Below are 25143 nucleotides of genomic sequence, written 5' to 3' on the forward strand. Positions count from 1 at the left end.
GCCGACCTACTCCTTGTGCTCGGCGGTCGAGTCCTCGTTGGCGTCGTCAGCGTCGTCCGAGTCCGAGTCAGCCTCGGTGGCCTCCTCGTTGCCCGGCATCGCGCCCGCGCCGTTCGCGGTGAACAGGTCGAAGGCCGGGTTGGCCACCTTGGCGATGCGCGCCTCCAGCGGCTTCATGAGCGCGAGGTTGGCGGCCATCGTCGCGCGCTGCTCGGGGGACGCGCCGTTCTCCTGGGCCTCGTGCAAGTCATTGAGCTGTTCCTGGAGGCCCGCGCGAAGCTGCTCCGCCTGGGTGCGCGCCTCGCCAGTGAGCGCATCACCCGCCAGCTCCTTGTCGAGCTTGGCCACCTGCTGCTCCAGGGCGGCGCGGCCCTGACGAGCCGCCTCCTCCTGCGCCGTGCCCATCGCGGTCACCACGGTGGACAGGTAGATGGCCTGGGTGATGGTGGTGAACTCAGCGGGGGACATCTTCTGCTGCGTCAGGCCGGTCAAGTAGGCCTCGCGGCAATCCGCCACCAGCCCCGACATGGCGTTGGCCATCTGGAGCAGCTCGGTCACGCCGGGCCGGTGTCCCTGGTCGCGCTTCGCCTCCAGCTCGTGGCTCTTCTCGGAGAAGGCCGTGTAGGCCGGCAGCGCGCCCTCGCGCACGGCGAGGTAGGCCTCGAGCCGGGCGGCGTCCAGCTTCATGACCTGCCCGTCCGCTGGCGCGGTGAACGCGTACGTCGTCTGGAGGCGGCTCAGCGCCTCCTCCTGCTTCTGGAAGCGCGCCGCCGCGGTCCCCAGGTTCGACGACTCCACGGCCTTCTTGCCCACCATGAACAGGCCGATGCCCGCCATGAGGCCCAAGATGAGGAGCGCTCCACAGCCAATGCCGACGCCAATCAGGACCTTCTTCATGATCTCCCCCTCCCGGTAGGGAAGCGCTGACGTGAGGGGCCGTAGCTACCCGGGCTCGCAGTCCGGAGCAAGCCACGGGCCGGCCGGGAGCCCGGAGTCCAGGCGGCGCGGCAGTGCCACCCGGAAGGACGTGCCCTCTCGCTCGGTGGACCGGACCCGCACGGAGCCGCCATGCGCGTCCACCACGTGCTTCACGATGAACAGGCCGAGCCCCAGCCCATGCCCCTGGCTCGGCCCCTGGGCGCCACCCGCGCGCTTGAGGGGCTCGAACAGGTGCGGCATCAGCTCGGAGGGGATGGGCGGTCCCTGGTTGTGCACGGACAGCACCACGGACTGGGCCTCGCCCCGCGTGCGCACGAACACCGGGCACTGCGGGTAGCCATACGACAGCGCGTTGTTCACCAGGTTGGTGATGACCTGCGCCAGTCGGTCGGCGTCCCACACCCCGTGACCATCCCCCAGGCACTCCACGTGGAGCCGCCGCGTGGGATGCGCCAGCTGCACTTCATCCATCACCTGGCGAACCAGGTCGTGCAGGTCCACGGGGCGCGGCTCCATGCGGATGCCGCCGCCCAGTCGCGCCTGGGTGAAGTCGAGCACGTCGCGCAGCATCCGCGAGGCGCGCGCGGCGCTGGAGCGGATGCGAGCCACGGCCTTGCGCCCACGCTCGTCCAGTTGGTCCTGCCGCTCCAGCGTGCCGGCGGCCATGGTGATGGCGGAGATGGGGTTGCGCAGGTCATGGCCCACGATGCCGATGAGCAGCTGCTCGAACCCGGCCCGCCGCTTCGCCTCCTCCTCGGCGGCGCGGCGCTCGGTGATGTCCTGGAGGGCCCCCACCATGCGCACCGGCTGGCCCCGGGCATCGCGCACCAGGCGGCCTCGGTCCTCGATGACGGCCCATGTGCCGTCGCCGCGCAGGAAGCGGTACTCGGCGTTCCAGTCTTCGCCGCCTCCGTCGAGCACGGCGCGGAAGCCCTGGCTGATGCGCTCGCGCTCGTCGGGATGGATGCGGCTGGTCCACCAGTCCAGGTTCGCGGGCACCGAGCCCCCGTCCGCGATGCGGAACACCCGCGGCGCCAGCTCGCTCCAGCGCATGATGCCGCTCACCGGGTCCCAATCCCAGATGACGTCTCGCGTGGCCTGGGTGGCCAGCCGATAACGCGTCTCCGAGGCCCGCAGCTCCTCCTCGGCGCGTCGCCTGTCCGTGATGTCCACGGACAGGCCCGACACGCTCGTCACGTTCCCGTTGAGGCCGCGCACCGGAGAGAAGCGCACCTCGAACCAGACGTCGAAGAGCTTCAGCTCCGCGGTGAAGGACTCGCCCGCCAGCGCGCGCAGCGAGGCCTCGCGCACGTCCTCGCGCCCTTGGAAGATATCGAAGATGGAACACCCCAGCAGCGAGTGGGGATCCATCCCCACCGAGCGGACCCCCTCGCCCTCGAACAGCGTCATCACGCCGCGCGTGTCCATGGCCCACAGCACGATGGGCAGATGGGTGAGCACGCGCGTGAGCTGCTCGCGCGCTTCGTCCCGCTCTCGCTGGGCGCGCCGCGTCTCCAGCAGCTCATCCGCCGCGACCTTCGCCTCCTCGATGCGCCGCGCCAGGTCTCCCCGCGCGAGGCCGGGCTCCGGCAGTTCATTGTCCAGCGTGCGCGCCACGGCGTGCGCCAGGCTCGTGTCGATGGCTCGCGACAGCACGCGGAACGCCGCCACGTCCACCACCCGATGCTCCTCCTCCAGGACATCCAGGACCACGTCGCGCAGGAGGCCGTACTCGCGCACCAACACCGCCGCGTCGGCGCCGGCCCGCGAGCGCGAGCGGCCCTGCTCGCGGGTGAACGCCTCCACGGCCTCGAAGGCGTCTGGGTCTCTCAGCGCCGCGAGCAGGGCGTCCATCAACCGAGGCAGGCCCACGTGCTGAGGCGGAGGACTCGCGCCGAGCAGCACGCGCACGCGCGCCTCCCAACGGCGGAGGATGTCCGCGCGTCGCGCCTCGACCCGGTCGGCGAGTCCGTCGGAGGTCACCGCCTGCGGATTCACGGCGAGCCCTTTCTCCACGAGCACGACGCGGTCACCGGCGCCCCGCGACGCGCGCAACCGCTTCTTGCCGCAGGAGTCTTCGTCACGCGACCTCGTCTCCCCCATGGCCTGCCCGAAGTGGATGGAAGATGGTCACGACCGCGCGGGCTTGGATACAGCCGCTGGGGCATGTGCGCACCCCATCCTCCTGACAGGCTCGGACACGAAAGGCTGCCATCCCCCCGTGACACTTGCCAACCAGCGCCTCCCGTGTGGGTAGGCCGTGAAAGAGGCGACGTGTAGGTACACTGGGCTCCTACCCGGAGTCTGGGTCAGACTGCGGGGTCACACAGTGGCGGGAGATGCACACCATGGGACTCGCTGAACGCAGGGCCGCGAAGAAGTTCGAGGACACGCTCTATCCCCCTCTCAAGCAGCAGGTCGAGACCGCGGCGCACTTCGCCGTCCCTGTCGACGTGAACTGGCAGAGCCTCGCGACGGACGAGCAGGCCCATCTGTACGATGAGTGCTGGCCCAAGGTGTACTTCACCCCACTCATCGAAGCCCTCGAGGGCATCACCACCGACGACATGGGACGTGACGCCCTCAAGGCGGGCCTCCACCGCATCGTCATCCGCAACACGGGCGGCATCTACTCAGCGAGTGGAGCCTTCGTGACCTTCGAGGGCGGCGTGCTGACGCTGGACCACGAGCCGTGCACCAACGTGGATGACACTCGAGATCGCCGTGATGCCATCCAGAAGACGCTGGAGAAGGCGCTCTAGCCATGGCCTCGGGCACGGACGTGCTGGCGCCCCTGGGCACGTGGGGCACCTGGAGCGTGGGCGAGGTCCTCGAGGCCCTGTCCGCGCTGGCCGAGCGGCGCCGGGCGGGCCTGCCAGTGCGCCTGCCGTATGTGACGCTGCACCTGCGCAGCGGAAGGGACGCCGAGGGCTTCGTCCGCGACCTGGTGGAGACCCGGCAGGGCCACACCGTGGTGCTGCACACGCCGGGACCGGATGGGCGCATGCCCCGGGCGGACGCGACGTTCATCCCGGCCGCGACGGTCGAGGCCCTCACCGTGCACGAGGTCTCCGTGCTCGACGCGGTGGACACCGAGACGCCGGCACCCACGCCGCTCGCGGTGAAGCGGAGCCTCGCCGCGCTGGCGGAGCGGCTGGGTCGCGCGCTCGGCTCACCCCTCCGGGTGGAGCTGGAACCGAGCCCTGACCCCGAGCGGCCCAGCGATGCGCACGCGCTCGCGTCTCTGGCGGAGCGCGCGACGGAGGTACTCGACGCGATGGCGATGAGCGCCGACTCGCGCGATGCCCTGCGCGAGAAGGTCCACCAGGTCCGCCTGCGCGTCGGCCAAGGCTCCGCCGTGGCGCTCACGGATGGAACCCTGGTGCTCACCACGGGCCCTCGTCCGCGAGACTGGTTCACCCGCGCCGAGCTGTCCCAAGCCGTGGCGGCCACGCTGTAGCGCCGCAGTTCGCTCATTTTCGACACGCCTGGGGACACGCCGACCACAGGCCGAGGCCCGCTCGCCGGGCCTCGGTCTCCAGCGCTTCGAACTCCGCGCGACGGGCCTTCCCAGCCGGAGGCACGAAGAGGGCACACCCATAGCCGCGCTCCACCAGCAGCGCGTTGACGTCGCGTCCATCCACGCTGACGTACGCGAGCCGTCGTCCATAGCGGTCCTCGCAGGCCTCGCCGTCGGACAAGCGCACCACGCGCCCCGCCACGAGGCTCCGGTTGAACGCCTTCGCCTCCGCGCCGAAGCACTCGTGCGCGCCTCGGGTCGTCTCCGGCGTGTCGACGAGCAGGTAGCGAACCCGCTCGCCACCTTCGAGCACGAGGGTGTCTCCATCGATGACCTCGGCGACCACGCCCGACTCGGGCCCGCAGGGAGCGCCACCACAGGCCGCGAGCCCCAGCCCCAGCACGAGCATCACGGCGCGCATGCGACGTTCTCCCGCCCCGGCGTGCCCCGGTCTCCCGCGCCATAGCGCGCGCTCACTGGCGCGAGGCAGAAGCTGCTCGGTGCATCGTTCCCCACCGCGTCCCGCACACCGGGCCGAAGCTGCGAGGCCACACCCGGGGTCGCCACGCTGGAGTACGTCACCGTGTCGAGCATTCGCCCATCGAGCGACAGCCGCAGCCAATGCGCTCCCGCGCCGTTCACGAGGTTGAACCCGAAGGTCCCCAGCACCGCGGGCAGCCCACCGTTGAGCGCGGACTCGTCACTGCGCGCGATGACGCCCAGGGCTCCCGCCCTCAAAGTCAGACACAGCGGTGAAGACAGCAGGCTCGACCCACTCTCGCTTGAGAGCACCAGTCCGTTGAGGTCCACTTCGCGCAGGGCCAGGACCTCCACCCATTCCCCCACGGTGTCCGCGACCGCGCTGGGGTCCGCCATGAACTCCGTCAACACGAGCGACCCTGGTTCGGGACTCCGAAGCGCGCGGGCCTTCCCCGTCGTCCGGTCGATGCACGTCGGCCCCGTGACGCCTGCATCACTCCCCGCATCCAGGAGACCAGCATCCACGCCCGCGTCGCTGGAGCCTTGCGCCGAACACTCGCGATTGGCGCGTCCGGGAGTCCCGAGGTCACCGCGCGCACCGTAGGGCTCCGTCGCCCGACACCATGCATCCGGAGCGTCGTTGTCTCGCGCGTTCGCGTGTGACGCGGACACCTGGATTGAGACTCCGTCCTCCGCGCCGCCCAAGCTGACGCCATCGATGAGCGTGTCTCCGGAGCGAAGCCACACGCTCCCGCCCGCGTTGCGCAGGTCCACTCCGAACGTGGCCACAGGCACAGGCAATCCACCGTTGAGCGTGGCCTCCCGCTGGCGGGCCAGCACCGCGTACTCCCCCGCCGCGAGCGACAGACACCGCGACGACTCGAACGTCGTCGCCGCCGAGTCCGTTCCCAAGCTCAAGCCGTTGAGGTCCACGGGCTCGGTGGCGAGGACCTCCACCCATTCACCCAAGGTGTCGTCCCCGCGCGGGTTCGCCATCACCTCGGTCAACACCAACGAACCGGATCGAGGACGCAGCAATGCACGCGGCCCCACTGCACCCGGTGGCACGCACGTCTCTCGCGTCCCGGCATCCACGCCCCCATCGCGGATCACGCCTCCATCCGAAGTGCCTCCATCCGGAGCCGCCGAGACACAGGGCGCGTTCGGCTCGCCAGGGCTCCCACGAAAGCCACGCGTGGCCTCACCCGTCGCGTCACACCAGCGCGAGGCGTCGTCATTCGCTTCGGCGTCGGGCACGAGCCGCCCGTCATAGGTTCGAGCCACCCCGGCCTTCCCGGGGGCGGAGAGCGACACCTCGTCCAACACACGCTCACCGCACCGCAACCCGAGCACCCCACTGGTGTTCCCCAAGGCCCCCAGCGCATCTCCGTACGCGTGGTCCACATGCTCCGGCAGCGGCCCTTCGCGCACATCGCCGAGCACGAGGTAGCCATTGGCTGGAATCACCACGGACTCGGTGAAGGCATGGTCTCGCTCTTGCGAGCCATCCGCTCGCGCCGCGTAGAGCATCACCCCGCGCAAGTCCACGGCGGCACGCGACGTCGCATGGACCTCCACGTACTCATGGCCAGTGTCCGTTCCCTCGGGATCATTGAGGAACTCGGTGATGACCGCGTCTCCGGGGAGCAAGCCCGCGCAGACCTCGCTCACCGCACCGTCCTTCGCGCCCCCACACCCCAGTCCCCACGCCATCACCAACACCCCACCCACGCTCCACATCGGACGCATCACGCTCACGCACCTCTCCCAACAGCCGCGCCTCCCAGCGCGTCAGAAACGGCACTCCCACTCCAGCTGGAACACGTGCCGAGACGCCGTGGTCGGCACGCGCGAGGCCCCCGATTCGAGTTCCCACGCGTAGCGCGCTCGCACCGAGACCGCGCGAGGGGCGTCCCACGCCACCTCGGCGCTGGCCCGTGTGGCGCGCCGGGGCCGCGTCCAGCTCAGTCGTCCGCGCAGACGCAGGGACTCATGGGGCCGCAGCCGGACATCCATCACCGCACGTGCTTCATCGCGAGCCGACCTCGTGTCTGAACCACTCGCGTGGGCGATGCCGTACTGCGCGGCCAGCGACACCGCTTCACCGAGCTTCGACTCCACGCGACCCGTGATGCGCAGCCCCGCGTCCGCACAAGGCGCTTCGCCCGCACGCTCGACACAGTCTCCCGATTCCCCCACGCCCGAGTCCTGGTACTCGCCCCAGAGTGACGGCTGGAGCCACGGCACCTCGGTCCAGTCCACGCGTGCCGATGCACGCAGGCGCACCGTGCCCGCGGTCCCTGGCAGCGAGCCATCCTCGGGGAGCGCCCACGCATCCACCTGACCTCGCGCGCGCCAGCTCCTTCCGAGGCGCTGCACATAGCGGGCTCGCGCTCCCAACTCATTGCGCGCCCGCGAGCCCTCCAACGAGTCCGGTCCAGCAGGCGCTCCCGTGTAGGGATTGGCGAAGCCCCGTGCGTAGTAACGCAGCAGCAGCTCCAGCTCGCGCGCTTCCGCGGAGAGCACGGTGCGCTGGACCATGCCTACTCCACCTCCACCCTCGGGAGCGGAGTCGAAGCTGCGCGCCACTTCCAGGAAGAGGTCCACCGGCCCCGTGCCCACGGCCGCATCCACGCCCGCCGCGCCGAAGCCACCTCCCATCGGGTAGCCCGCGCTGGGACGGAAGTCGAGCGACGCCCCTTCGACGTTCCACACCGGCCGCGCGGCCCATGCCGTCGCGCCCACGCGCACGCGCGAGGACCATCGCAGCGTCGCGTTACCACCGCCTGCCCACTCTCGAAACATGCTCGGCAACAGGCGCGCGCTCAGCTTCCCTTGTGGCGTCCGCTCCATCCCGCCCCAGACAGGCACCGCGCGACAGGCCGAGCCCGCACACGGCCCCGCTTCGCGCAACGCGGAGGAGGACAGCGATCGGGACTGATAGGAGCCGAATGCGGTCAGCACCAGCTCCGCGTGCTCACCCGCGGGGCCTCGCACGGTGGCCGCGACGCCACGGAAGCCTTCGCTCCAACGAAAGTCCGGGGTGACTTCCTCCTCTCGAGACTCCGCGTCGCACGCGCCCTCTCCCAGGAAGCACCACCGCTCCGGAGTTCCCGCGCCACGGACCTCGTCATCCGGCACGAAGCCCTCGGGCGTGGGCAGTCCCGTCGTGTCCAGCGTGAGCCGCTGACCGAAGCCCACTCGATACGCGCCCACCAGCATCCGTGCACGCGCGAAGGTCCCCTGCACGTAGAGCTTGGGGATCACGACCGCGAGATGCGGCGGGCCCACGATGAGCACCTTCCGGCGCGGCTCCCACGTGGGCGCCTCGAACCGACGACGCGCGAGCGTGGCCAGCAATCCCACGCTCCATCCATCCGGGCTTCGCGCTCGCGCTTGAAGCGCCAGAGGCGGAATCAATGGATCCGCCATCGCGAAGGCGGTCAGGAGTCGCACGTCTCCAGAGAAGTGCTCGGGCCGCTCTCTCGCCCAATACGGCCGCAGGGTTCGCCGCTCGTCTTCAGAGAGCGCGGCGATGAGTCCTCCGGGCGCGGACGACTCCGCTCGCAGGAGCGCATCCACTCGCGCGTACGTCAGCCCAGGCAACGCGTACAGCAAGCCGCGCGTCGCGGACCGGGGCTCCACTCCCGTGCGCCGCAGCAGGCGCAGCGCTTCCCACGTGCCCTCCGACGTGGCGCTGTCCTCATCCATGGACTCCGGCTCTCGCGCTTCGTCCGACTCGGGCTCCAGCACGTAAGGCGCCGCGTGCCCTCGGGACGCGGTGAGCAGCAGCAACAATCCCAGGCAGAGAGCCAGACGCACGCTCCGGCCCTCTGCAGGACCGAGACCACCCTTCCCTACAAGAAGGGACGCGGTGCGGGCATCCCATCCGCGAAGCGAGCGTCCATGCGCGAGACGCGGACCGGGCCGACCGCGCCATCCATGTATGCTGGCGGGCACGCCACACGCAGCGACCGGGGTGCCCCCGGCCCGTGGCTCGCCATGGGATACGTCCACATCGTCCGAGACTTCCCCTCGACTCCAGAGGGCTTCCGCCGCACCGTCCGCATCTACACTCCGGACGGGTACGACGCGGCGGCGGACCACCGCTTCCCGGTGCTCTACATGCACGATGGGCAGAACGTCTTCGCCCATCCCGAGTCCGCCCTCTTCGACACGTGGTGCGCCAACCTCGTGCTCGAGTCGATGGTGAACGAGGGCCGCTCGGAGCCGTGGCTCATCGTCGCGGTGGACTCGGGCACGGGCCGGCTTCAGGAGTACTCGCCCTGGGACGAACCCCGCAGCGGCGTGAAGGCGCGCGGTGAGGCCTATGCGCGCTTCCTCGTGGAGGAGCTGAAGCCATACATCGACAGCACCTACCGCACGCGGCCCTCCCCCGAGTGGACCGCCACCATGGGCTCATCCCTCGGCGGACTCTTCTCGCTGTACCTGGGCCTGCGCTCACCTGAGGTCTTCGGCCGCATCGGCGCGCTGTCCCCCACCGTCATGTGGAGCGGCAACCGGCTGTTCGACCAGTGGACTCAGCACAGCCGCCACTGGACGCGCATCTATCTGGACGCGGGCAGCCACGAGTTCATCCAGCCCGCGGGCGTGCCGCTCAACTACGGCGAGGCGACGCGCGAGTTCTACTTCCACCTCAAGCGCCTGGGCTACGCGGACCACGAGCTGTTCCTCGTGCTGGAGCCCGGCGGTGGCCATCACGAGCGGGACTGGCAGCGGCGCCTGCCCTTTGCGTTGCGGTGGCTGCTGGGTTGAGGCGCCTCGCGTGAGCCCTCGCCGTCCGCTGCCCTACGAGCAGCGCCTCGTCTACGTCCAGGTCGTCGAAGGGCTCCTCACGCATGGGCTCCAGGGTCGCGTATCCCTGCGACTCAAGGAGCGGCTGCGCCGCGCGGGCATCGACTTGGATCGCCCGCTGATGCCGGCCTACTCCGTCCCGCTGTGGATGTATTGCCTGTCCATCATCGTCGAGGAGACCCATCCCGACGTGCCGCTCGAGGAAGGCTACCGCCAGCTCGCCATCGCGCACGTGGAGGGCTACGGGCGCACGCTCATCGGGCGCGCGGTGTATGGGGTGATGCGCTTGCTGGGGCCGCATCGGTTCGTGCAGCGCATCCCGCAGCTCCTGCGCGGCACGGACAACTACACGGAGGCCGAGCTCACCGAACGCGAGCCCACGCGCCACGAGCTGAGACTCAACTCGAACCTCCCCGCGCCGGGCTACACGGAGGCGCTCCTGGAGGCCATGCTGCGACTGGGTGGCGCCGCCGCTCCGCATGTCACGAAGCTGCACGGCGACGCGGACAGCACCGTCTTCGAGCTGCGCTGGCAGGAGCGCTGAGCGTCAGGGCGTGGCCTGGATGAAGCGCGCCGCCGCGTGCATCGCCTCCAGGTCCGCGTGCCGCGTCAGGTACATCTCGTTGCCCAGGAGGCTGTGGTAGACGGCCGGCAGCTCGCGGTGCAGCAACAAGTCGCGCCCCAGGTGTTCCACGATTTGCGCGTGCGAGTGCAGGTACTTCCGCTCGGCGCGCCGCGCGCTGTGACACACGTGGAAGCGCGGCGTGTAGCGAAAGTCTCCCACGGGGTCACCCGTCACCACGCGGGCCCAGAGCCGGTACACGTCGATGTCGCACGTGTAGTTCATCATGTCCGTCATGAAGCCACCGGGTGGCCGCAGGTTGGCCTCCAGCGCCACGAAGCGCCCGTCCGGCAGACGGAAGAACTCCAGGTGGAACCAGCGCTCGCGCAGCCCGAACGCCGCCACGACCTGCCGGCCCAGCACATCCAGGGCCGGAGGAATCTCCTGGAGGCTCCAGAACGAGATGTCGCGCTGCTCCAGCACCGTCTCCATGCCCCCATCGCTGTACTGATGGCTGAGCGCGAAGACGATGGCGCCATGACGGTCCACGATGCCGTCGTACGTGACGATGGTGCCGCGCACGAAGCGCTGCGCCACGTATGACGTGGGCAGCGGCTGCGCGAGCGCGGTGTCGACCTCGGCGTCGCGGGTGACCTTGAACGTGTGCGCGGCGCCCACGCCCACGTCCGGCTTGAGCACCAGCGGATAGCCCACGCGCGCGGCGAAGGCCTTCACCTGCTCGGCGTCGCGCACGCGCTCCAGGTCCGGGTGCGCCACGCCCGCCTCGCGGAACACGTCCGCCATGCCCGACTTGGAGCGCAGCCGCGCCATCGCGTCCGGCAGGAGCCCCGGGACATGGAAGTCCTCGCGCAGCCGCGCCTCGGCCTCCAGCCACGACTCGTTGAGGGACTCGATGCGGTGGATGCGTCCGTGACGCCACGTGAGGTAGCCCGTGGCGCGCAAGAGCGCGTCGTCGTCATGGAGGGTGGGGACGAAGAAGTACTCGCGCATCGCCTCGCGCAGCTCGGGGCGCAGCGAGTCGTAGGGCGCATCGCCAATGCCAAGCACGGTGACGCCACGCTCGCGCAAGGCGGTGACGAAGTGGAAGTAGTGGGGCGGGAACTGGGGGGAGATGAAGACGAAGTTCATGGCTCCTGTCGGGCGCGACCCCGCATCGCCACCATAGCGCGCTCTCCGCGCCGCCTGAACGGCCGAGGCCCCCTGGCGCCCGACTCCACGAATCCGGACAATCCACCGCATCAACCCCCGACGTGGAGGCGGCATGCAGCTCAAGCATTGGGTCGTAGCGACCTGTCTTGCATTGGGAGTGACGGCCTGTGGCATCGAGGCGCCCGACAGCACCTCCGACGCCACGCCCGCCACGGAGTCATTGGACCAGAGCCACAGCGCGCTCGTCCTGACCTGTGACTACGACGGGTGCCCCGCGGGGACCTGCGTCACCCGCTTCATCGTCGACAAGCGTTGCCCTGGCGGCTACCGCTACGTCTGCGAGGCGCCTGCCCCGGGCACGACCTGCAGCTGACGCCGCGTCAATCGCGCCGCGGAGCGAGGTCCTTCACCGTGCTCACCGCCACGTCCACCTCCGCGAGGATGCGGCGCGCGTGCGTGAGGAACACCTCGCCCGCGGGCAAGAGGCGCATGCCTCGGGGAACGCGCTCGAACAGGCGCGTGCCCAGCTCATCCTCCAGCGCGAGGATGTGACGGCTGAGGGGTGGCTGGGTGAGGTGGAGCCGGCGCGCGGCGCGACCCACGTGCCCCTCCTCGGCCACCGCAACGAAGGACTCCAGGTGCGTGATGCTCACGGGCGCAAGGCTAGCCCGAGCCGCGCCCACCTCGCACGCCCCGCCCGCGTCATGCCGAGACAGCATTGGACCGGTCAACACAGCGGGTGCCACCTTGCCCGCATGAACATCCCCCTCTTCAAGGGACAGGAACTGGAGCGCATCCGCCGAGCAGGCGACGCCGCCGCGCGGACGCTGGCCCACGTGGCGGAGCGCCTCACCCCGGGCATCACCACGGCGGACATCGACACGTGGGTGCGCGAGGACACGGCACGCCGCCAGGGCACGCCCAGCCAGCTGGGCTACAAGGGCTTCCCCGCCTCGGTGTGCACCAGCCGCAACCAGGTGGTGTGCCACGGCGTCCCGCGCACGGACGAGCGGCTTGGGCTCGGGGACATCATCAACGTGGACGTCACGACGTGCCTGGACGGCTACCACGGAGACTGCTCCGCCACGTTCTGCGTGGGCGAGGTGTCCGAGGACGCGCGTCACATCGTGGACGTGGCGCGACGGTGCCGGGACGCGGGCATCGCGGTGCTGCGCCACGGCGTCCGCATGGGGGACGTGGGCGCCGCCATCGATGACCTGGCGCGCGCGGAGGGGTGCAGCGTGGTGCAAGAGTTCGGGGGACACGGCATCGGCCGGAGCATGCACGGCCCGCCGCAGGTGTCCCACGTGGGGCGCCGAGGCACGGGCATCACGCTGCGCTCGGGCATGGTGCTCACCATCGAGCCCATGGTGAACCTGGGGCGCCCGGACATCCGCATCCTCCCCGACGGCTGGACGGTGGTGACGGCGGACGGGAGCCTCTCCGCCCAGTTCGAGCACACCGTGCTCATCACCCGCGACGGTTACGAAATCCTCACGGGCCCGGTGCCTCCCGTGGCGTGAGGCCGCAAGTTCTCCGGCGGGAAAAACACGCGGGTCGTACATTGGGCCTCGATGAAAGGACCCGCGATGACGTCACTGGACGACCTGTTCCCTTCCGACGCGCAGATTCCCGAGGCCGTGCGACTGCCGGCCTACCTCGAGCAGCGGGAGTACCTGGTGGACGGCGAGCTGCGCCGCTGGGAGGGTGAACTCAACCCCGTGCAGAGCCCCGTCTACGTGCGCACGGACCAGGGCCCTCAAGCCCGCGTGATTGGCGCCACGCCGCTGCTCACCTCGCGCGAGTCGCTCGCGGCCCTGGACGCGGCGGTGAAGGCGTATGACCTGGGGCGCGGCGTGTGGCCCACGCTGCGAGTGGCCCAGCGCATCGAGCACGTGGAGCGCTTCCTCGCCGCCATGCGCCAGCAGCGCACCGCGGTCGTCAACCTGCTCATGTGGGAGATTGGCAAGACGCAGGGCGACTCGGAGAAGGAGTTCGACCGCACGGTGGACCTCATCGTCGAGACCATCCGCGCGCTCAAGGAGCTGGACCGCACCTCGTCCCGCTTCGTCCAGGAGCAGGGCATCATGGCGCAGATTCGCCGCGCGCCCATGGGCGTGGCCCTGTGCATGGGCCCGTACAACTACCCGCTCAACGAGACCTTCAGCACGCTGTTCCCCGCGCTGCTCATGGGCAACACCGTGGTGTTCAAGCCCGCCAAGTTCGGCGTGCTGCTCATCCAGCCGCTGCTGACCGCGTTCCGCGACTGCTTCCCGCCCGGCGTCATCAACATCATCTACGGCAAGGGCCGCGAGACGGTGGGCGCGCTGATGGAGAGCGGCAAGGTGGACGTGTTCGCGTTCATTGGCACCAACAAGGGCGCCAGCGAGCTCAAGCGCATGCACCCGCGCCCGCATCGCCTCAAGGCCGTGCTCGGCCTGGACGCGAAGAACCCGGCCATCATCCTGGAGGACGCGGACCTCGACAACGCGGTGAAGGAGTGCGTCACCGGCACGCTGTCGTTCAACGGCCAGCGCTGCACGGCGCTCAAGCTGCTGGTGGTCCACCGCAGCATCGTGGGGCCCTTCCTGGAGCGCTTCACCGCCGCCGTGGAGAAGCTCAAGCCCGGCATGCCGTGGGAGCCGGGCGTGTCCATCACCCCGCTGCCCGAGCCCGGCAAGGCCACCTACCTCCAGGGGCTCGTGGATGACGCGGTGGCCAAGGGCGCGCGCATCGTGAACGCGCGCGGCGGCCAGTCCGCCCGCTCGTTCTACGCGCCCACCATCGTGTATCCGGTGACGAGCGACATGCGGCTGGCCACCGAGGAGCAGTTCGGGCCCGTGGTGCCGGTGATGGTCTTCGACCACGAGGACGAGGTGGTGAAGCTGGTGGTCAACTCCAGCTTCGGCCAGCAGCTCAGCCTGTTCGGGCGAGACTCGGCGCGCATCGGCCGGCTCATCGACGCGTTCTCCAACCAGGTGGGCCGCATCAACATCAACTGCCAGTGCCAGCGCGGCCCGGACACGTTCCCCTTCAACGGCCGGAAGGACTCGGCCGAGGGCACGCTGTCCGTGGCGGACGCGCTGCGCGTCTTCTCCATCCGCACGCTCGTGGCGGCGAAGACGACGCCCGACAACACCGCGCTCGTGCAGTCCATCCTCACGCGGCACGAGTCCACGTTCCTCACCACCGACTTCCTCTTCTAGTCGGAGTGGCGTGCCGGCTCCCTCGCGACAGGGGAGCCGGCGTCACCGCGGCTCGCGTCAGTTCTTGTTGAGCGGGCGGTAGCGGATGCGGTGCGGCTCCAGGGCGTCGGGGCCCAGGCGCTTCTTCTTGTCCGCCTCGTAGTCCTCGAAGTTGCCCTCGAAGAAGAACGCCTTGCTGTCGCCCTCGAACGCGAGGATGTGCGTGGCGATGCGGTCGAGGAACCAGCGGTCGTGGCTGATGACCACCGCGCAGCCGGCGAAGTTGAGCAGCGCGTCCTCCAGGCTCCGCAGCGTCTCCACGTCCAGGTCGTTGGTGGGCTCGTCGAGCAGCAAGAGGTTGCCGCCCGCCTTGAGCATCTTCGCCAGGTGCACGCGGTTGCGCTCACCGCCGGACAGGTCCTTCACGCGCTTCTGCTGGTCCTGGCCCTTGAAGGCGAAGCCCGCCAGGTACGCGCGGCTGGGCACCTGCCCCGCCTTGCCCAGGTCCAGGTGGTCCAACCCGCCGCTGACCTCCTGGAACACCGTCTGGTCGCCGTTGAGCGCGTCGCGGCTCTGGTCCACGTAGGCCATCACCACCGTCTCGCCCACGCGCAGCTCGCCCGCGTCCGGCTTCTCCACGCCCGTCATCATGCGGAACAGCGTCGTCTTGCCGGCGCCGTTGGGGCCAATCACTCCGACGATGCCGCCGGGGGGCAGCTTGAAGTTCAGGTCGTCGATGAGCAGCCGGTCGCCGTACGCCTTGCGCAGCCCCTTGGCCTCCACCACCAGCCCGCCCAGCTTCGGGCCGGGCGGGATGATGACCTCGCCCGTGGCGTCGCGCTTGTCCTGCGTCTGGTTGAGCAGATCCTCGTACGCGGAGATGCGGGCCTTGCTCTTGGCCTGACGCGCCTTGGGCGATGCGCGCACCCACTCCAGCTCGCGCTTGAGCGTCTTCTGCCGGTGGCTCTCCGACTTCTCCTCCAGCTCCAGGCGCTTCTGCTTCTGGTCCAGCCAGCTCGAGTAGTTGCCCTTCCAGGGCACGCCCTCGCCGCGGTCCAGCTCCAGGATCCACTCGGCCACGTTGTCGAGGAAGTACCGGTCGTGGGTGATGCAGACGATGGTGCCCTTGTACTCCTTGAGCGCCTGCTCCAGCCACGCGACGCTCTCCGCGTCCAGGTGGTTGGTGGGCTCGTCCAACAGGAGCAGGTCCGGCTTCTCCAGGAGGATGCGGCAGAGCGCCACGCGGCGCTTCTCACCGCCGGACAGCTTGGACACGTCCGCGTCGCCGGGCGGCAGCCGCAGCGCGTCCATGGCCATCTCCAGCGTGCGGTCCAGCTCCCAGCCGTTGCTCGCGTCGATGGCGTCCTGGAGGCGGCCCTGCTCGGCCAGCAGCTTCTCCATCTCCTCGTCGCTCATGGGCTCGGCGAACCTGGCGCTCACCTCGTTGAAGCGATCCAACGCCGCGCGGATCTCCTTCAGGCCCAGCTCCACGTTCCCCTTCACGTTCAGCGAGGGGTCGAGCTGTGGCTCCTGCGGCAGGTAACCCACCTTCGCGGTGGGGTCCGGCTTCGCGATGCCGAAGAACTCCGTGTCCACGCCGGCCATGATGCGCAGCAGCGTGGACTTGCCGGAGCCGTTGGGACCGATGACGCCAATCTTCGCGCCCGGGAAGAACGACAGGTAGATGCCCTTGAGAATCTCCTTGCTGTTCTTGACCTTGCGCAGGTCCTGCATCGTGAAGATGAAGTTCTGGGCCATCGCGGCTCTGCCTGTCTCCGGAGGGTTGGGGGTCCTGCGGATACTAGGGAGGGCCAGCGGGCGCAAGGCGGGAACTCGCGACCCCGCCACGCCTCGGACAGTCCCCGGTGACCCGAGGGGCGCGGTGCGTTGGCGCACTCTGCCCTGACGCCTGGGCGCCGGGGTGTTAGAGGAAGCGGCGCCATGTCCGAGCCTCCTTCTCCCGCCCTGGAGCTCCAGGGTCTCTCCAAGCGGTACGGAACCTTCACCGCGCTCCAGTCGGTCGACCTCTCCATCCGCCCCGGAGAAATCTTCGCGCTCCTGGGTCCGAACGGCGCCGGCAAGACGACGCTCATCGGCAGCGTGTGTGGCCTGGTGCGCAAGACCGCGGGCACCATCCGCGTCTTCGGCCGGGACCTGGACGCGGACCCGGTGGGGCCGCGCTACGAGCTGGGGCTCGTGCCGCAGGAGATCAACTTCGACCCGTTCTTCACCGTGGCCGAGTCCCTGCGCATCCAGCAGGGCTACTACGGCCGCCCGCGCGACGACGCCCGCGTGGACGAGGTGCTCACCGCGCTCAACCTCCAGGGCAAGAAGGACTCGCTCACGCGCGCCCTGTCCGGAGGCATGAAGCGCCGGCTGCTCATCGCCAAGGCGCTGGTGCACAAGCCGCGGCTCGTCTTCCTGGACGAGCCCACCGCGGGCGTGGACGTGGAGCTGCGCCGCGACCTCTGGACGTACGTGCGCAAGCTCGCGTCCGAGGGCACCACCATCGTCCTCACCACGCACTACCTGGAAGAGGCCGAGGAGCTGGCGGACCGCGTGGGCATCATCAACGAGGGCCGCCTGCTGATGGTGGAGGACAAGGCCGCGCTCCTGCGCCGCTTCGGCGAGAAGCGCCTGGTGGTGACGTTCGCCACGCCGCTGCCCGCGCTGCCCGAGGTGGGCCAGCGCTTCTCCGCGCGACTGTCCGAGGATGGCCGCACGCTCACCTACGTGGAGCGCGATGGCTGCGCGCCCGCGGGAGACCTGCTCCGCGCGCTGTACGCGGACGGGCTGCCCATCGCGGACGTGGAGACGCGCCGCTCCCGCCTGGAGGACGTGCTCATCGAAGTGCTGCGGGGCCGCCCCTCCGCCTCCGCCGCCTGAACACCCTCTTCGCGCGAAAGTCCTCCGCCGCCATGAACGTCCTTGGGATGCAGACGCTGTTCGTGAAGGAGGTCCGGCGCTTCATGCGCGTGCCGGGCCAGACCGTCCTCTCACCCCTCATCAGCACCACGCTCTATTTCATCGTCTTCGGCTACTCCATCTCCGGCCGCGTCCACGAGGTGGAGGGCCAGCCCTACCTGCACTTCATCGTGCCGGGGCTCGTCTTCCTCGGCATCGCCAACAACGCCTTCCTCAACAGCAGCTCCTCGCTGTTCATCACCAAGATTCAGGGCACGGTGGTGGACCTGCTCGTCGCGCCGCTGGGGCCCGGCGAGCTGATGGCCGGCTTCATCGGCGGCGCCATGGTGCGCGGGCTCGTGGTGGGCGGACTCACGTGGGCGGTCGCCGCGCTCTTCTCCGGCTTCAGCCTGGAGCACGCGCTGGTGACGGCCTACTTCCTGTTCATCTCCAGCTACGTCTTCAGCGTGCTGGGCATGCTCGCGGCCATCTGGGCGGAGAAGTTCGAGCAGATCAACTTCTTCCCGACCTTCGTCATGCTGCCGCTCACGTTCCTCGGCGGCGTCTTCTACTCGGTGCGCGAGCTGCCCGCGCCGTGGAACACCATCAGCCTCTTCAACCCCATGGTCTACATGGTGGAGGGGCTGCGCTACGGCATGCTCGGCTCCAGCATCTTCTCGCCCGCGGTGGGCGGCGCCATCCTCGCCGTCGTGGCCGCGGTGGCCACGGTGGTCGTCTACGTCGTGCTGCGCTCCGGCTACCGCATGAAGGCGTAACGCGCGCCCGCCCCCGCTCCGCCACGGCGCGGGGGCGCACAGCAGGTCACATTCGAGCCGCCCTCACCACCTCTGTATTTCCCGTCCGGTGAGAAAGAGGGATATCCTCCGGGGGCTCATGGCGGTGCCTTTCGGGAAGTACGAACTGCTGCGAAAAATCGCCTCCGGCGGGATGGGCCAGGTGTTCCTGGCGCGCGAGCATGGAACGGGCTTCGAACGCCTGGTCGTGCTCAAGCTCATCCTCCCGCACCTGGCCGAGGACGAAGAGTTCCTCGACATGTTCCTGGAGGAAGCGCGACTGGTGGCGCGCCTGTCCCACCCCAACCTCATCACCATTCTCGACCTCACGGAGATTGAAGGCCGGCACTGCCTGGCCATGGAGTACGTGCAGGGCGAGGACGTGCGCCGGCTGGACAAGTTCGCGCGCGCGCAGAACCGGCCGCTCCCCGTGGGGCTGGTGCTGCGCGTCATCGCGGACGCGGCGGCGGGCCTGTCGTACGCGCACAACGCGCGTGACGCGCAAGGCCAGCCGCTGCGGCTGGTGCACCGCGACGTGTCACCGCAGAACGTGTTGGTCGGCTTCGACGGGGGCGTGAAGGTCATCGACTTCGGCGTGGCCAAGGCGGCCACCAGTGGCCAGCAGACGGCCACCGGCGTGCTGAAGGGCAAGTACCCGTACATGTCGCCCGAGCAGGCCAGCGGCCTGTCCGTGGACGCGCGCAGCGACCAGTTCGCGCTCGGCGTGGTGATGTGGGAGCTGCTCACCGGCAAGCGCCTCTTCAAGGGCGAGTCGGACCTGATGACGCTGCGGCTGGTGAAGGACTGCCAGGTGCCGCCTCCGTCGCAGCTCAACCCGGCGGTGCCCACGAGCCTGGACGCCATCGTCCTCAAGGCGCTCGCGCCCACCGCGGACGGACGCTACGCGGACTGCGCCGCGTTCCGCCTGGCGCTGGAGGACTACGCGCTCAACGAGCGGCTGCCCTCGAGCAGCGCGCACCTGGCCGCGTACCTGCGGGAGCTGTACACGGACCGCATCACGAAGGAGGCGGACCCGGCGACGTTGGATCAGCTCGCCGAGGACGCGGACCTCGACTCGCGCTCCAACTCGTCGCGCAGCGGCGTGCCCAGCGCGATGCCGCGCCCCACGAACTCGCGCGCCCTGCCCCGGCCCCCGGGCGTGCCCTCCGCCACCCGCTCGCGGCAGTCGACCCCGCCGCAGGCGCCGCAGCCCGTGGCGCCCGCGCCCGTGAAGGAAGCCACGCGAGGGACCGCGCGGCTGCCTCGGCCGGACTTCGAGTCGCGCAAGCCCCGGTGGCTGCCGGTCGCGGCGGGAGGCGCGGCGCTGGTGCTGGCGGGCGCGGCGGTGCTGCTGCTCCGCGAGCCCGCTGGTGCGGCGAGCGTGACGCCTCCGCCCCTGCCGCAGACGCAGGCCCAGGCGCCCGCGACGCCCGGGGAGCAGGTCCCCACGAAGCCGGAGGCGGTGGAGCCGACGCCTCGGCCCGAGACGCCGGAGTCCATCTCGCTGCTCGTGACGAGCGAGCCTCCTGGCGCCGCGGTGCAGGTGGCGGGCGAGGCGCACGGGACGACGCCCGTGCAGCTCCCCATGGTGCCCGGCGCGCCCGCGGTGCCAGTGACGGTGGCGCTCAACGGCTACGAGCCGGTGACGCGGCTGGTGTCCGCCGCGGACGCGCCCCAGGTCCGGGTGGAGCTGCCGCGCCGCGCGGTGAAGACGCCCGGCGGCACGAAGCGCTCGCCGGGCATGGGCCCTTCGCTCGGCATCAAGACGGGGCGCTGAGGCCCCGCCTCGGTTGCCGGGCTACCGCTTGAAGTGATCCGCCAGCACGCTCGCGACGCTGGCGGTGAGCTTCTTGCCGGTGGGGATGTGCAGGAACTCGTTGGGGCCGTGCGCGTTGCTGGACGGCCCGAGCACGCCGGTGATGAGGAACTGCGCTTCCGGGAAGCGCTCGCCCAGCATCCCCATGAACGGGATGGAGCCGCCCTCGCCCATGGCCATGGCCGGCTTGCCGAAGCAGTGGGTGGACGCCGACTGCACCGCGCGCGACAGCCAGGGCGCCAGCGGCGGCGCCTCCCAGCCCGCGCCGGCCTTCTCGCCCTCGAACGTCACCTTCGCGCCGTAGGGCGGGTCCTTCTCCAGCGCGTTCTTCAGCGCCTGCGTGGCCACCTTGGAGTCCACGCGCGGCGGGATGCGCATGGACAGCTTCACCGCGGTGTAGGGCCGGAGCACGTTGCCGGCGTTCTCCAGCGACGGCATGCCCTCGATGCCCGTGAGCGACAGCGCGGGACGCCACGTGCGGTTGAGCACCAGCTCCGCGCCGTCCTCCGTCACCGGGCGCGCGCCCTTCACCCAGGGGAACTTCCCGTACACCTCGCTGCCCAGGGACTGGGCGGCGGCGTGGGCCTGGTCGCGGCGCTCCTGCGGAATCTCCGTGTGCAGCGCGTCCAGGAGGATGCGGCCCGTCTTCTCGTCCTCCACGCGCGACAGCACCTGCCGCATGATGCGGAACGAAGACGCCGCCACGCCGCTGGCATCACCCGAGTGCACGCCCTCGGTGAGGATGTCCACGCGCAGGTTGCCGCCCACCAGGCCGCGGAGGCTGGTGGTCATCCAGAGCTGCTCGTAGTTGGCGCAGCCCGAGTCCAGGCACACCACCAGCGAGGGCTTGCCGATGCGCGGCGCCAGCGCCTCGATGTACGCGGGCAAATCGTAGCTGCCGCTCTCCTCGCACGCCTCGATGACCACCACGCAGCGCGCGTGCGGCACGCCCTGCTCCTTCAGCAGGCGGATGGCCGCCAGCGAGGCGAAGGCGGAGTAGCCGTCATCCGCGCCGCCTCGGCCAAAGAGCTTGTCGCCCTCGCGCACGGGGGTCCACGGCGACAGGCCCTCGCGCCAGCCCACCATCTCCGGCTGCTTGTCCAGGTGACCGTACAGCAGCACGGTGTCATCCGAGCGCGTGCCGGGAATCTCCATGAAGATGACGGGCGTGCGGTCCTTGCCGTCCGGCGTCTTGAGGCGAACCACTTCCACCGTCAGCCCCGGCAGGTGCGCCGCCTGCGCGCGGCACCACTCCGAGATGAGCTGCACCGCCGCCTCCATGTGACCGGAGCGGACCCAATCCGGATCGAACGAGGGCGACTTGTTGGGGATGCGGATGTAGCGCTCCAGCGCGGGAATGATTTCCTGCTCCCAGATGCGCTCGGACGTAGCGAGGGCGGTGTTCACGTTCATGGCGGCGGCATGCTGTACACGGGCCCGCGTCCGTGTCGATTGGAACGCGCCATCGGACTCCAGAAAGTGAAGCATTCCGTTCCATCTCGGTCGCCCGGAGCGCGAGCGACCCGGCTGCTTCCCCCTAAGGCTGGATTTCGCGGACGCTCAGCCACTTGAAGTCCACGTCCAGCGCGTTGTCCCAACGGAACGTTGCAATGGGACCGCCCCAGGTGATGGGCATGGCGGCCATGGTGCCGCCGCAGTGCTGCGCGTCACCGCCCCAGCTGCCGTCGTCCACCATCTCGTAGATCTTCTTCCAGGTGACGCCGTCCGCGTTCTCGTTGACGTACATCTCCAGCCGCACGCCGAGCTGCGTGCTGGACAGCGTCACGTTGCGCATGACGGCCTTGAGGCCCACCCACCGCCCCAGGAGCGAGGTGGTGGCCAAGACGAAGGGCGTCTGCTCGTACGAGACGTGCCACGTCTCCTTCTGCCAGCGGGCGCGGCCGTCGTAGTGCAGGCCCGCCTTGTAGCTGCTGCCCTCGCAGCCCAGGTGCAGGTCGTTGTGCTTGCCGCCGCGCGCGTACCAATCGAAGTTGTCCGCCGGGTCCAGGGTGGAGTTGAGCTTCACGAAGCCCGTCATCTCGACGTTCTTCCAGTCGTTGGGGGACTGCATGTAGCCCCGGCTCGCCAGCACGTCGCGGTCGTAGGTGGCGATGAGCTGCGCGTTGTAGCCCGTGGACGTGAACACCCCCATGCGCACCTGCTGCTTGCTCATCTTCCACGAGCCATCCGGGTTGCGGGTGATGGTGCCCTGCGGATCGAACCGGCCGTCCCCCGTCGCGTTCTCCGCCAGGAACCACCGCTCGCCGCCGACCTTGCTCGGATAGAGCATGGTGACGCCAAACGGGTCCTTGCCCAGATCGGACTCGGGGTCTGGCGCGAGGGGCGCGACGGCCAGCTCGGAGATGCGCGCGGGCTCGGCGGGGGCATCGCCCAGCACGGTGATGCGCACGTAGCGCGCGTCGCGGGGCGCGAACGTGTAGCGCTCCAATGCGGCCGTCGTGCCGGACGACGCGCCGGAGAACACGCGCGTGTAGGTGATGCCGTTGGTGGAGAGGGCCAGGGTGAAGCGGCTCGCGTGCGCGTCGCCATGGAGCCACGCGATGTCCACCGCCGCCACGGTCCGCACATTTCCCAGGTCCGCGCGAAGCCACGGTCGCGGGCCCTGACAGGCCCAGTACGTATCGAAGTCTCCGTCAATGGCGGCGACGGGCCGGTGGCCATCATCCCCACTCGCCTTGGCGGCCACGAAGCCTCCGGCGGCCCGCGCCTGCGCGCCGAGCGCCAACATCAGGACGAGCCACCTCGCGAGGCGTGGCGGCCCGCGCCGGCGCGCGCAAGGCAGTGCCCTGGCGGGGTGGCCGCCTCGGTCGGGATGCGTGGGATTGCCCATCCGTCCTCCTCGCCCCGACCTCCCCGTGTCGCACCGCTCAACGGCTCCACCGCACCACGGCGGCCGAGGGCCCCTGGAGCTGGAGCCTCCCCGCGTGCAGCGGCGACTCGGAGACAGCGCCGCCGAAGCGAGGGGCCTCGCTCCACAACAGCAGCTCCGCGGAGGGGAACGCCTGGTCCAGCGTGCCGCGCAGGTTGAGAACGACCGAGAGCCGGTGGTCCCCCACCCACCGCTCCAACAAGAGTGCGTCCGGGCCCAGGGCGCGCGCATCGTGGAAACCCCGGTGTCGGTCTCGGAGGCTGGGCTCGGTGGCGCGCAGCCGGAGCAACTCTTGATAGAGCGCGCGCACCTCGCGATGCCCCGGACGCTCGGCCTCGCTCCAGTCCAGCCGTGAACGCAGGAAGGTCTCCACGGCCTGTGGGTCTGGCACCTCGGCGCCGGCGAAGCGCGCGAACGCGGCGAACTCCTTGCGGCGTCCCTCCGTGACCAGGCGTCCCAGCGCCTCGTGGTGGTCCGTGAAGTAGAGGAAGGGAGTGGTCGCGTTCCACTCCTGCCCCATGAAGAGCAGCGGCGTGTGCGGCGCCAGGAGCAGCAGCGTGCTCATGGCGCGAAACGCGGCGGCGGAGACGTCATGGCCCAGCCGCTCGCCTCTCGCGCGGTTGCCCACCTGGTCGTGATTCTGGAGGCAGATGACGAAGCGCCACGGCTCCAGTCCCTCGGCGGAGGTGCCACGCGCGCGCCCTCGGCTGGGTGAGCGCTGGCCCTCGTAGAACCAGCCCTGGCGCAGGGTGCGCGCGATGTCCTCGGCGCTGCCGGTGTAGTCCTGGAAGTAGCCGTCGCTGTCGCCCGCGAAGGCGCGGCGCAGCTGGTGATGGAGGTCATCCGCCCAGACGCCATCCAGGCCGAAGCCGTCGTCAGAGGGAGGCCGCAGCAAGCGGCGCTCGTTGCGCTCGTCCTCGGCGATGACGATGACGCGGCGGCCCGGCGCCACCTCGCGCGCTCGCGCCGTCAGCTCCGCGAGCAGGTGCGGCTCCCCGTCGTCGAAGAGCGCGTGCGTGGCATCCAGGCGCAGGCCGTCCGCGTGGTAGTCGCGGATCCACATCTCCACGTTGGAGAGCACCAGCGAGCGCGCCATCGCGGACCGCGCGCCGTCGTAGTTCACCGCGTCGCCCCAGGGGGTGTGGTGGCGGTCGGTGAAGTAGTCGTGGGCGAAGGCGCGCAGGTAGTTCCCGTCCGGCCCGAAGTGGTTGTAGACGACGTCCACGAGCACCGCGAGGCCATGCGCGTGGGCTGCGTCGACCAGCCTGCGCAGCCCTTCGGCCCCACCGTAGGTCGACGACGGGGCGAAGAGGTCCACGCCGTCGTAGCCCCAGTTGCGCGAGCCGGGGAAGCTGGCCACGGGCATCAGCTCGAGCGCGGTGACACCCAGCTCGCGCAGGTCGCGCAAGCGCGGGATGAGCGCCTCGAAGGTCCCTTCCGACGTGGCCGTGCCCACGTGCACTTCGTAGAGGACGAGCGACCGCGGCTCGGGCCCTTCCCAGTCCGCGTCCGACCAGGCGAAGGCATCCGGGGCCACGACCTCGGAGGGCCCATGCACGCCCTGCGGCTGCGAGCGCGACCAGGGGTCGGGGAAGGGGCCCTCGCCGTCCACGCGCAGCTTGTAGCGGGTGCCGGCGCCCTGGCCGTCGAGCACCGCGCCGAAGCAGTCACCGGGCTCGGGAAGCAGGGGGAGCGCGGCGCGCTCGGTGCCGTCCGCGTCGAAGAGCACGACCTCCAGCCGAGCATGGCCTGGAGCCCAGACGCGCCAGCGCACCCGAGGGCCCGCCTCCACCCAGGCGCCCAACCTGGGCGCGCGCGACCGTGACTCGTCGGACAGGACCATGCTCGAACCAGTTAGCGCAGGAGCCTCGCCCACGGGAGGAATCCCGGCGGCGCGCCCCCGCGTGGCCCATCCCGGTGTTCACCGCTGGACCCCCGGGGTGCCCGCGAGTGGGCATCGACCCGAGCCCACGAACGCCCCTTGCCCGGCGCGCCCGATGCCTGTGCCAGGGAGCAACGCAGGGCCCGCCACGCGATGGCCCGCTTGTCGCGCCCGCACGCGCCCGAG

At 70.2% G+C, this 25143-nt stretch carries 21 protein-coding genes; 10 read left to right on the forward strand and 11 right to left on the reverse strand.

The window, feature by feature from the left end; genetic code table 11:
- Positions 1-6: 6 nt before the first annotated feature.
- Both JGU66_05695 and JGU66_05700 read right to left on the reverse strand, forming a co-directional pair.
- Positions 7-897 carry a hypothetical protein gene (locus JGU66_05695; protein ID MBJ6760247.1) on the reverse strand — a complete coding sequence of 297 codons (891 nt, stop codon included), beginning with the start codon at positions 895-897 and terminating at the stop codon, positions 7-9.
- Between the two features lie 45 nt (positions 898-942).
- Positions 943-3042 carry a PAS domain S-box protein gene (locus JGU66_05700; GenBank protein MBJ6760248.1) on the reverse strand — a complete coding sequence of 700 codons (2100 nt, stop codon included), beginning with the start codon at positions 3040-3042 and terminating at the stop codon, positions 943-945.
- A 245-nt stretch (positions 3043-3287) separates the two neighbouring features.
- Here JGU66_05700 and JGU66_05705 point away from each other — a divergent pair, with 245 nt between their 5' ends.
- Both JGU66_05705 and JGU66_05710 read left to right on the forward strand, forming a co-directional pair.
- A complete protein-coding gene (locus JGU66_05705) occupies positions 3288-3701 on the forward strand; it encodes a hypothetical protein (protein ID MBJ6760249.1) in 414 nt (137 codons plus the stop codon).
- A 2-nt stretch (positions 3702-3703) separates the two neighbouring features.
- On the forward strand, positions 3704-4399 hold the full coding sequence (locus JGU66_05710; GenBank protein MBJ6760250.1) for a hypothetical protein: 696 nt from the start codon (positions 3704-3706) through the stop codon (positions 4397-4399).
- Positions 4400-4412: 13 nt separating this feature from the next.
- Here the strand turns inward: JGU66_05710 and JGU66_05715 are convergent, their stop codons facing one another.
- The 3 genes from JGU66_05715 to JGU66_05725 are packed head-to-tail and all read right to left on the reverse strand — an operon-like array spanning position 4413 to position 8728.
- Positions 4413-4880: a thermonuclease family protein gene (locus JGU66_05715; GenBank protein MBJ6760251.1), complete on the reverse strand. Its 468-nt coding sequence runs from the start codon at positions 4878-4880 to the stop codon at positions 4413-4415.
- On the reverse strand, positions 4868-6688 hold the full coding sequence (locus JGU66_05720; protein ID MBJ6760252.1) for a lamin tail domain-containing protein: 1821 nt from the start codon (positions 6686-6688) through the stop codon (positions 4868-4870). The genes JGU66_05715 and JGU66_05720 overlap by 13 nt, the downstream gene beginning before the upstream one ends.
- 42 nt (positions 6689-6730) lie before the next feature.
- Positions 6731-8728: a hypothetical protein gene (locus JGU66_05725; GenBank protein ID MBJ6760253.1), complete on the reverse strand. Its 1998-nt coding sequence runs from the start codon at positions 8726-8728 to the stop codon at positions 6731-6733.
- A 213-nt stretch (positions 8729-8941) separates the two neighbouring features.
- Between JGU66_05725 and JGU66_05730 the strand changes: the two genes are divergently transcribed.
- Both JGU66_05730 and JGU66_05735 read left to right on the forward strand, forming a co-directional pair.
- On the forward strand, positions 8942-9715 hold the full coding sequence (locus tag JGU66_05730) for an alpha/beta hydrolase (protein ID MBJ6760254.1): 774 nt from the start codon (positions 8942-8944) through the stop codon (positions 9713-9715).
- A 10-nt stretch (positions 9716-9725) separates the two neighbouring features.
- On the forward strand, positions 9726-10298 hold the full coding sequence (locus tag JGU66_05735; GenBank protein ID MBJ6760255.1) for a DUF2378 family protein: 573 nt from the start codon (positions 9726-9728) through the stop codon (positions 10296-10298).
- A gap of 3 nt (positions 10299-10301) precedes the next feature.
- On the opposite strand, the gene JGU66_05740 is transcribed toward JGU66_05735, so the two are convergent.
- A complete protein-coding gene (locus JGU66_05740) occupies positions 10302-11465 on the reverse strand; it encodes an ATP-grasp domain-containing protein (GenBank protein ID MBJ6760256.1) in 1164 nt (387 codons plus the stop codon).
- 133 nt (positions 11466-11598) lie between these two features.
- Here JGU66_05740 and JGU66_05745 point away from each other — a divergent pair, with 133 nt between their 5' ends.
- The gene (locus JGU66_05745; GenBank protein MBJ6760257.1) at positions 11599-11859 is read left to right on the forward strand and encodes a hypothetical protein; all 261 of its coding nucleotides are present in this window, start codon (positions 11599-11601) and stop codon (positions 11857-11859) included.
- A gap of 7 nt (positions 11860-11866) precedes the next feature.
- Here the strand turns inward: JGU66_05745 and JGU66_05750 are convergent, their stop codons facing one another.
- Positions 11867-12139 (reverse strand): LysR family transcriptional regulator, encoded by a 273-nt coding sequence (locus JGU66_05750; GenBank protein ID MBJ6760258.1) that lies wholly within the window; start codon positions 12137-12139, stop codon positions 11867-11869.
- Positions 12140-12241: 102 nt separating this feature from the next.
- On the opposite strand from JGU66_05750, the gene map reads away from it, so the two are divergent.
- A complete protein-coding gene (map, locus tag JGU66_05755; GenBank protein MBJ6760259.1) occupies positions 12242-13009 on the forward strand; it encodes a type I methionyl aminopeptidase in 768 nt (255 codons plus the stop codon).
- A gap of 66 nt (positions 13010-13075) precedes the next feature.
- Positions 13076-14692 (forward strand): NADP-dependent glyceraldehyde-3-phosphate dehydrogenase, encoded by a 1617-nt coding sequence (locus JGU66_05760; protein ID MBJ6760260.1) that lies wholly within the window; start codon positions 13076-13078, stop codon positions 14690-14692.
- 57 nt (positions 14693-14749) lie between these two features.
- On the opposite strand, the gene ettA is transcribed toward JGU66_05760, so the two are convergent.
- Positions 14750-16429: an energy-dependent translational throttle protein EttA gene (gene ettA / locus JGU66_05765; protein MBJ6760261.1), complete on the reverse strand. Its 1680-nt coding sequence runs from the start codon at positions 16427-16429 to the stop codon at positions 14750-14752.
- A gap of 183 nt (positions 16430-16612) precedes the next feature.
- Here ettA and JGU66_05770 point away from each other — a divergent pair, with 183 nt between their 5' ends.
- From JGU66_05770 to JGU66_05780, 3 genes are all read left to right on the forward strand, one after another.
- On the forward strand, positions 16613-17557 hold the full coding sequence (locus JGU66_05770; GenBank protein ID MBJ6760262.1) for an ABC transporter ATP-binding protein: 945 nt from the start codon (positions 16613-16615) through the stop codon (positions 17555-17557).
- Between the two features lie 32 nt (positions 17558-17589).
- Positions 17590-18351 carry an ABC transporter permease gene (locus tag JGU66_05775; GenBank protein ID MBJ6760263.1) on the forward strand — a complete coding sequence of 254 codons (762 nt, stop codon included), beginning with the start codon at positions 17590-17592 and terminating at the stop codon, positions 18349-18351.
- Between the two features lie 118 nt (positions 18352-18469).
- Positions 18470-20146, forward strand: a complete 1677-nt coding sequence (locus JGU66_05780; protein MBJ6760264.1) for a protein kinase — start codon at positions 18470-18472, stop codon at positions 20144-20146.
- Between the two features lie 21 nt (positions 20147-20167).
- On the opposite strand, the gene JGU66_05785 is transcribed toward JGU66_05780, so the two are convergent.
- The 3 genes from JGU66_05785 to treZ all read right to left on the reverse strand — a co-directional run bounded on the left by JGU66_05785 (position 20168) and on the right by treZ (position 24918).
- A complete protein-coding gene (locus JGU66_05785) occupies positions 20168-21598 on the reverse strand; it encodes a M20 family metallopeptidase (protein ID MBJ6760265.1) in 1431 nt (476 codons plus the stop codon).
- A 124-nt stretch (positions 21599-21722) separates the two neighbouring features.
- On the reverse strand, positions 21723-22934 hold the full coding sequence (locus JGU66_05790) for a discoidin domain-containing protein (protein MBJ6760266.1): 1212 nt from the start codon (positions 22932-22934) through the stop codon (positions 21723-21725).
- 139 nt (positions 22935-23073) lie between these two features.
- Positions 23074-24918, reverse strand: a complete 1845-nt coding sequence (gene treZ / locus JGU66_05795; protein ID MBJ6760267.1) for a malto-oligosyltrehalose trehalohydrolase — start codon at positions 24916-24918, stop codon at positions 23074-23076.
- Positions 24919-25143: the final 225 nt, after the last annotated feature.

Source organism: Myxococcaceae bacterium JPH2, assembly GCA_016458225.1.
Lineage (GTDB): Bacteria > Myxococcota > Myxococcia > Myxococcales > Myxococcaceae > Citreicoccus.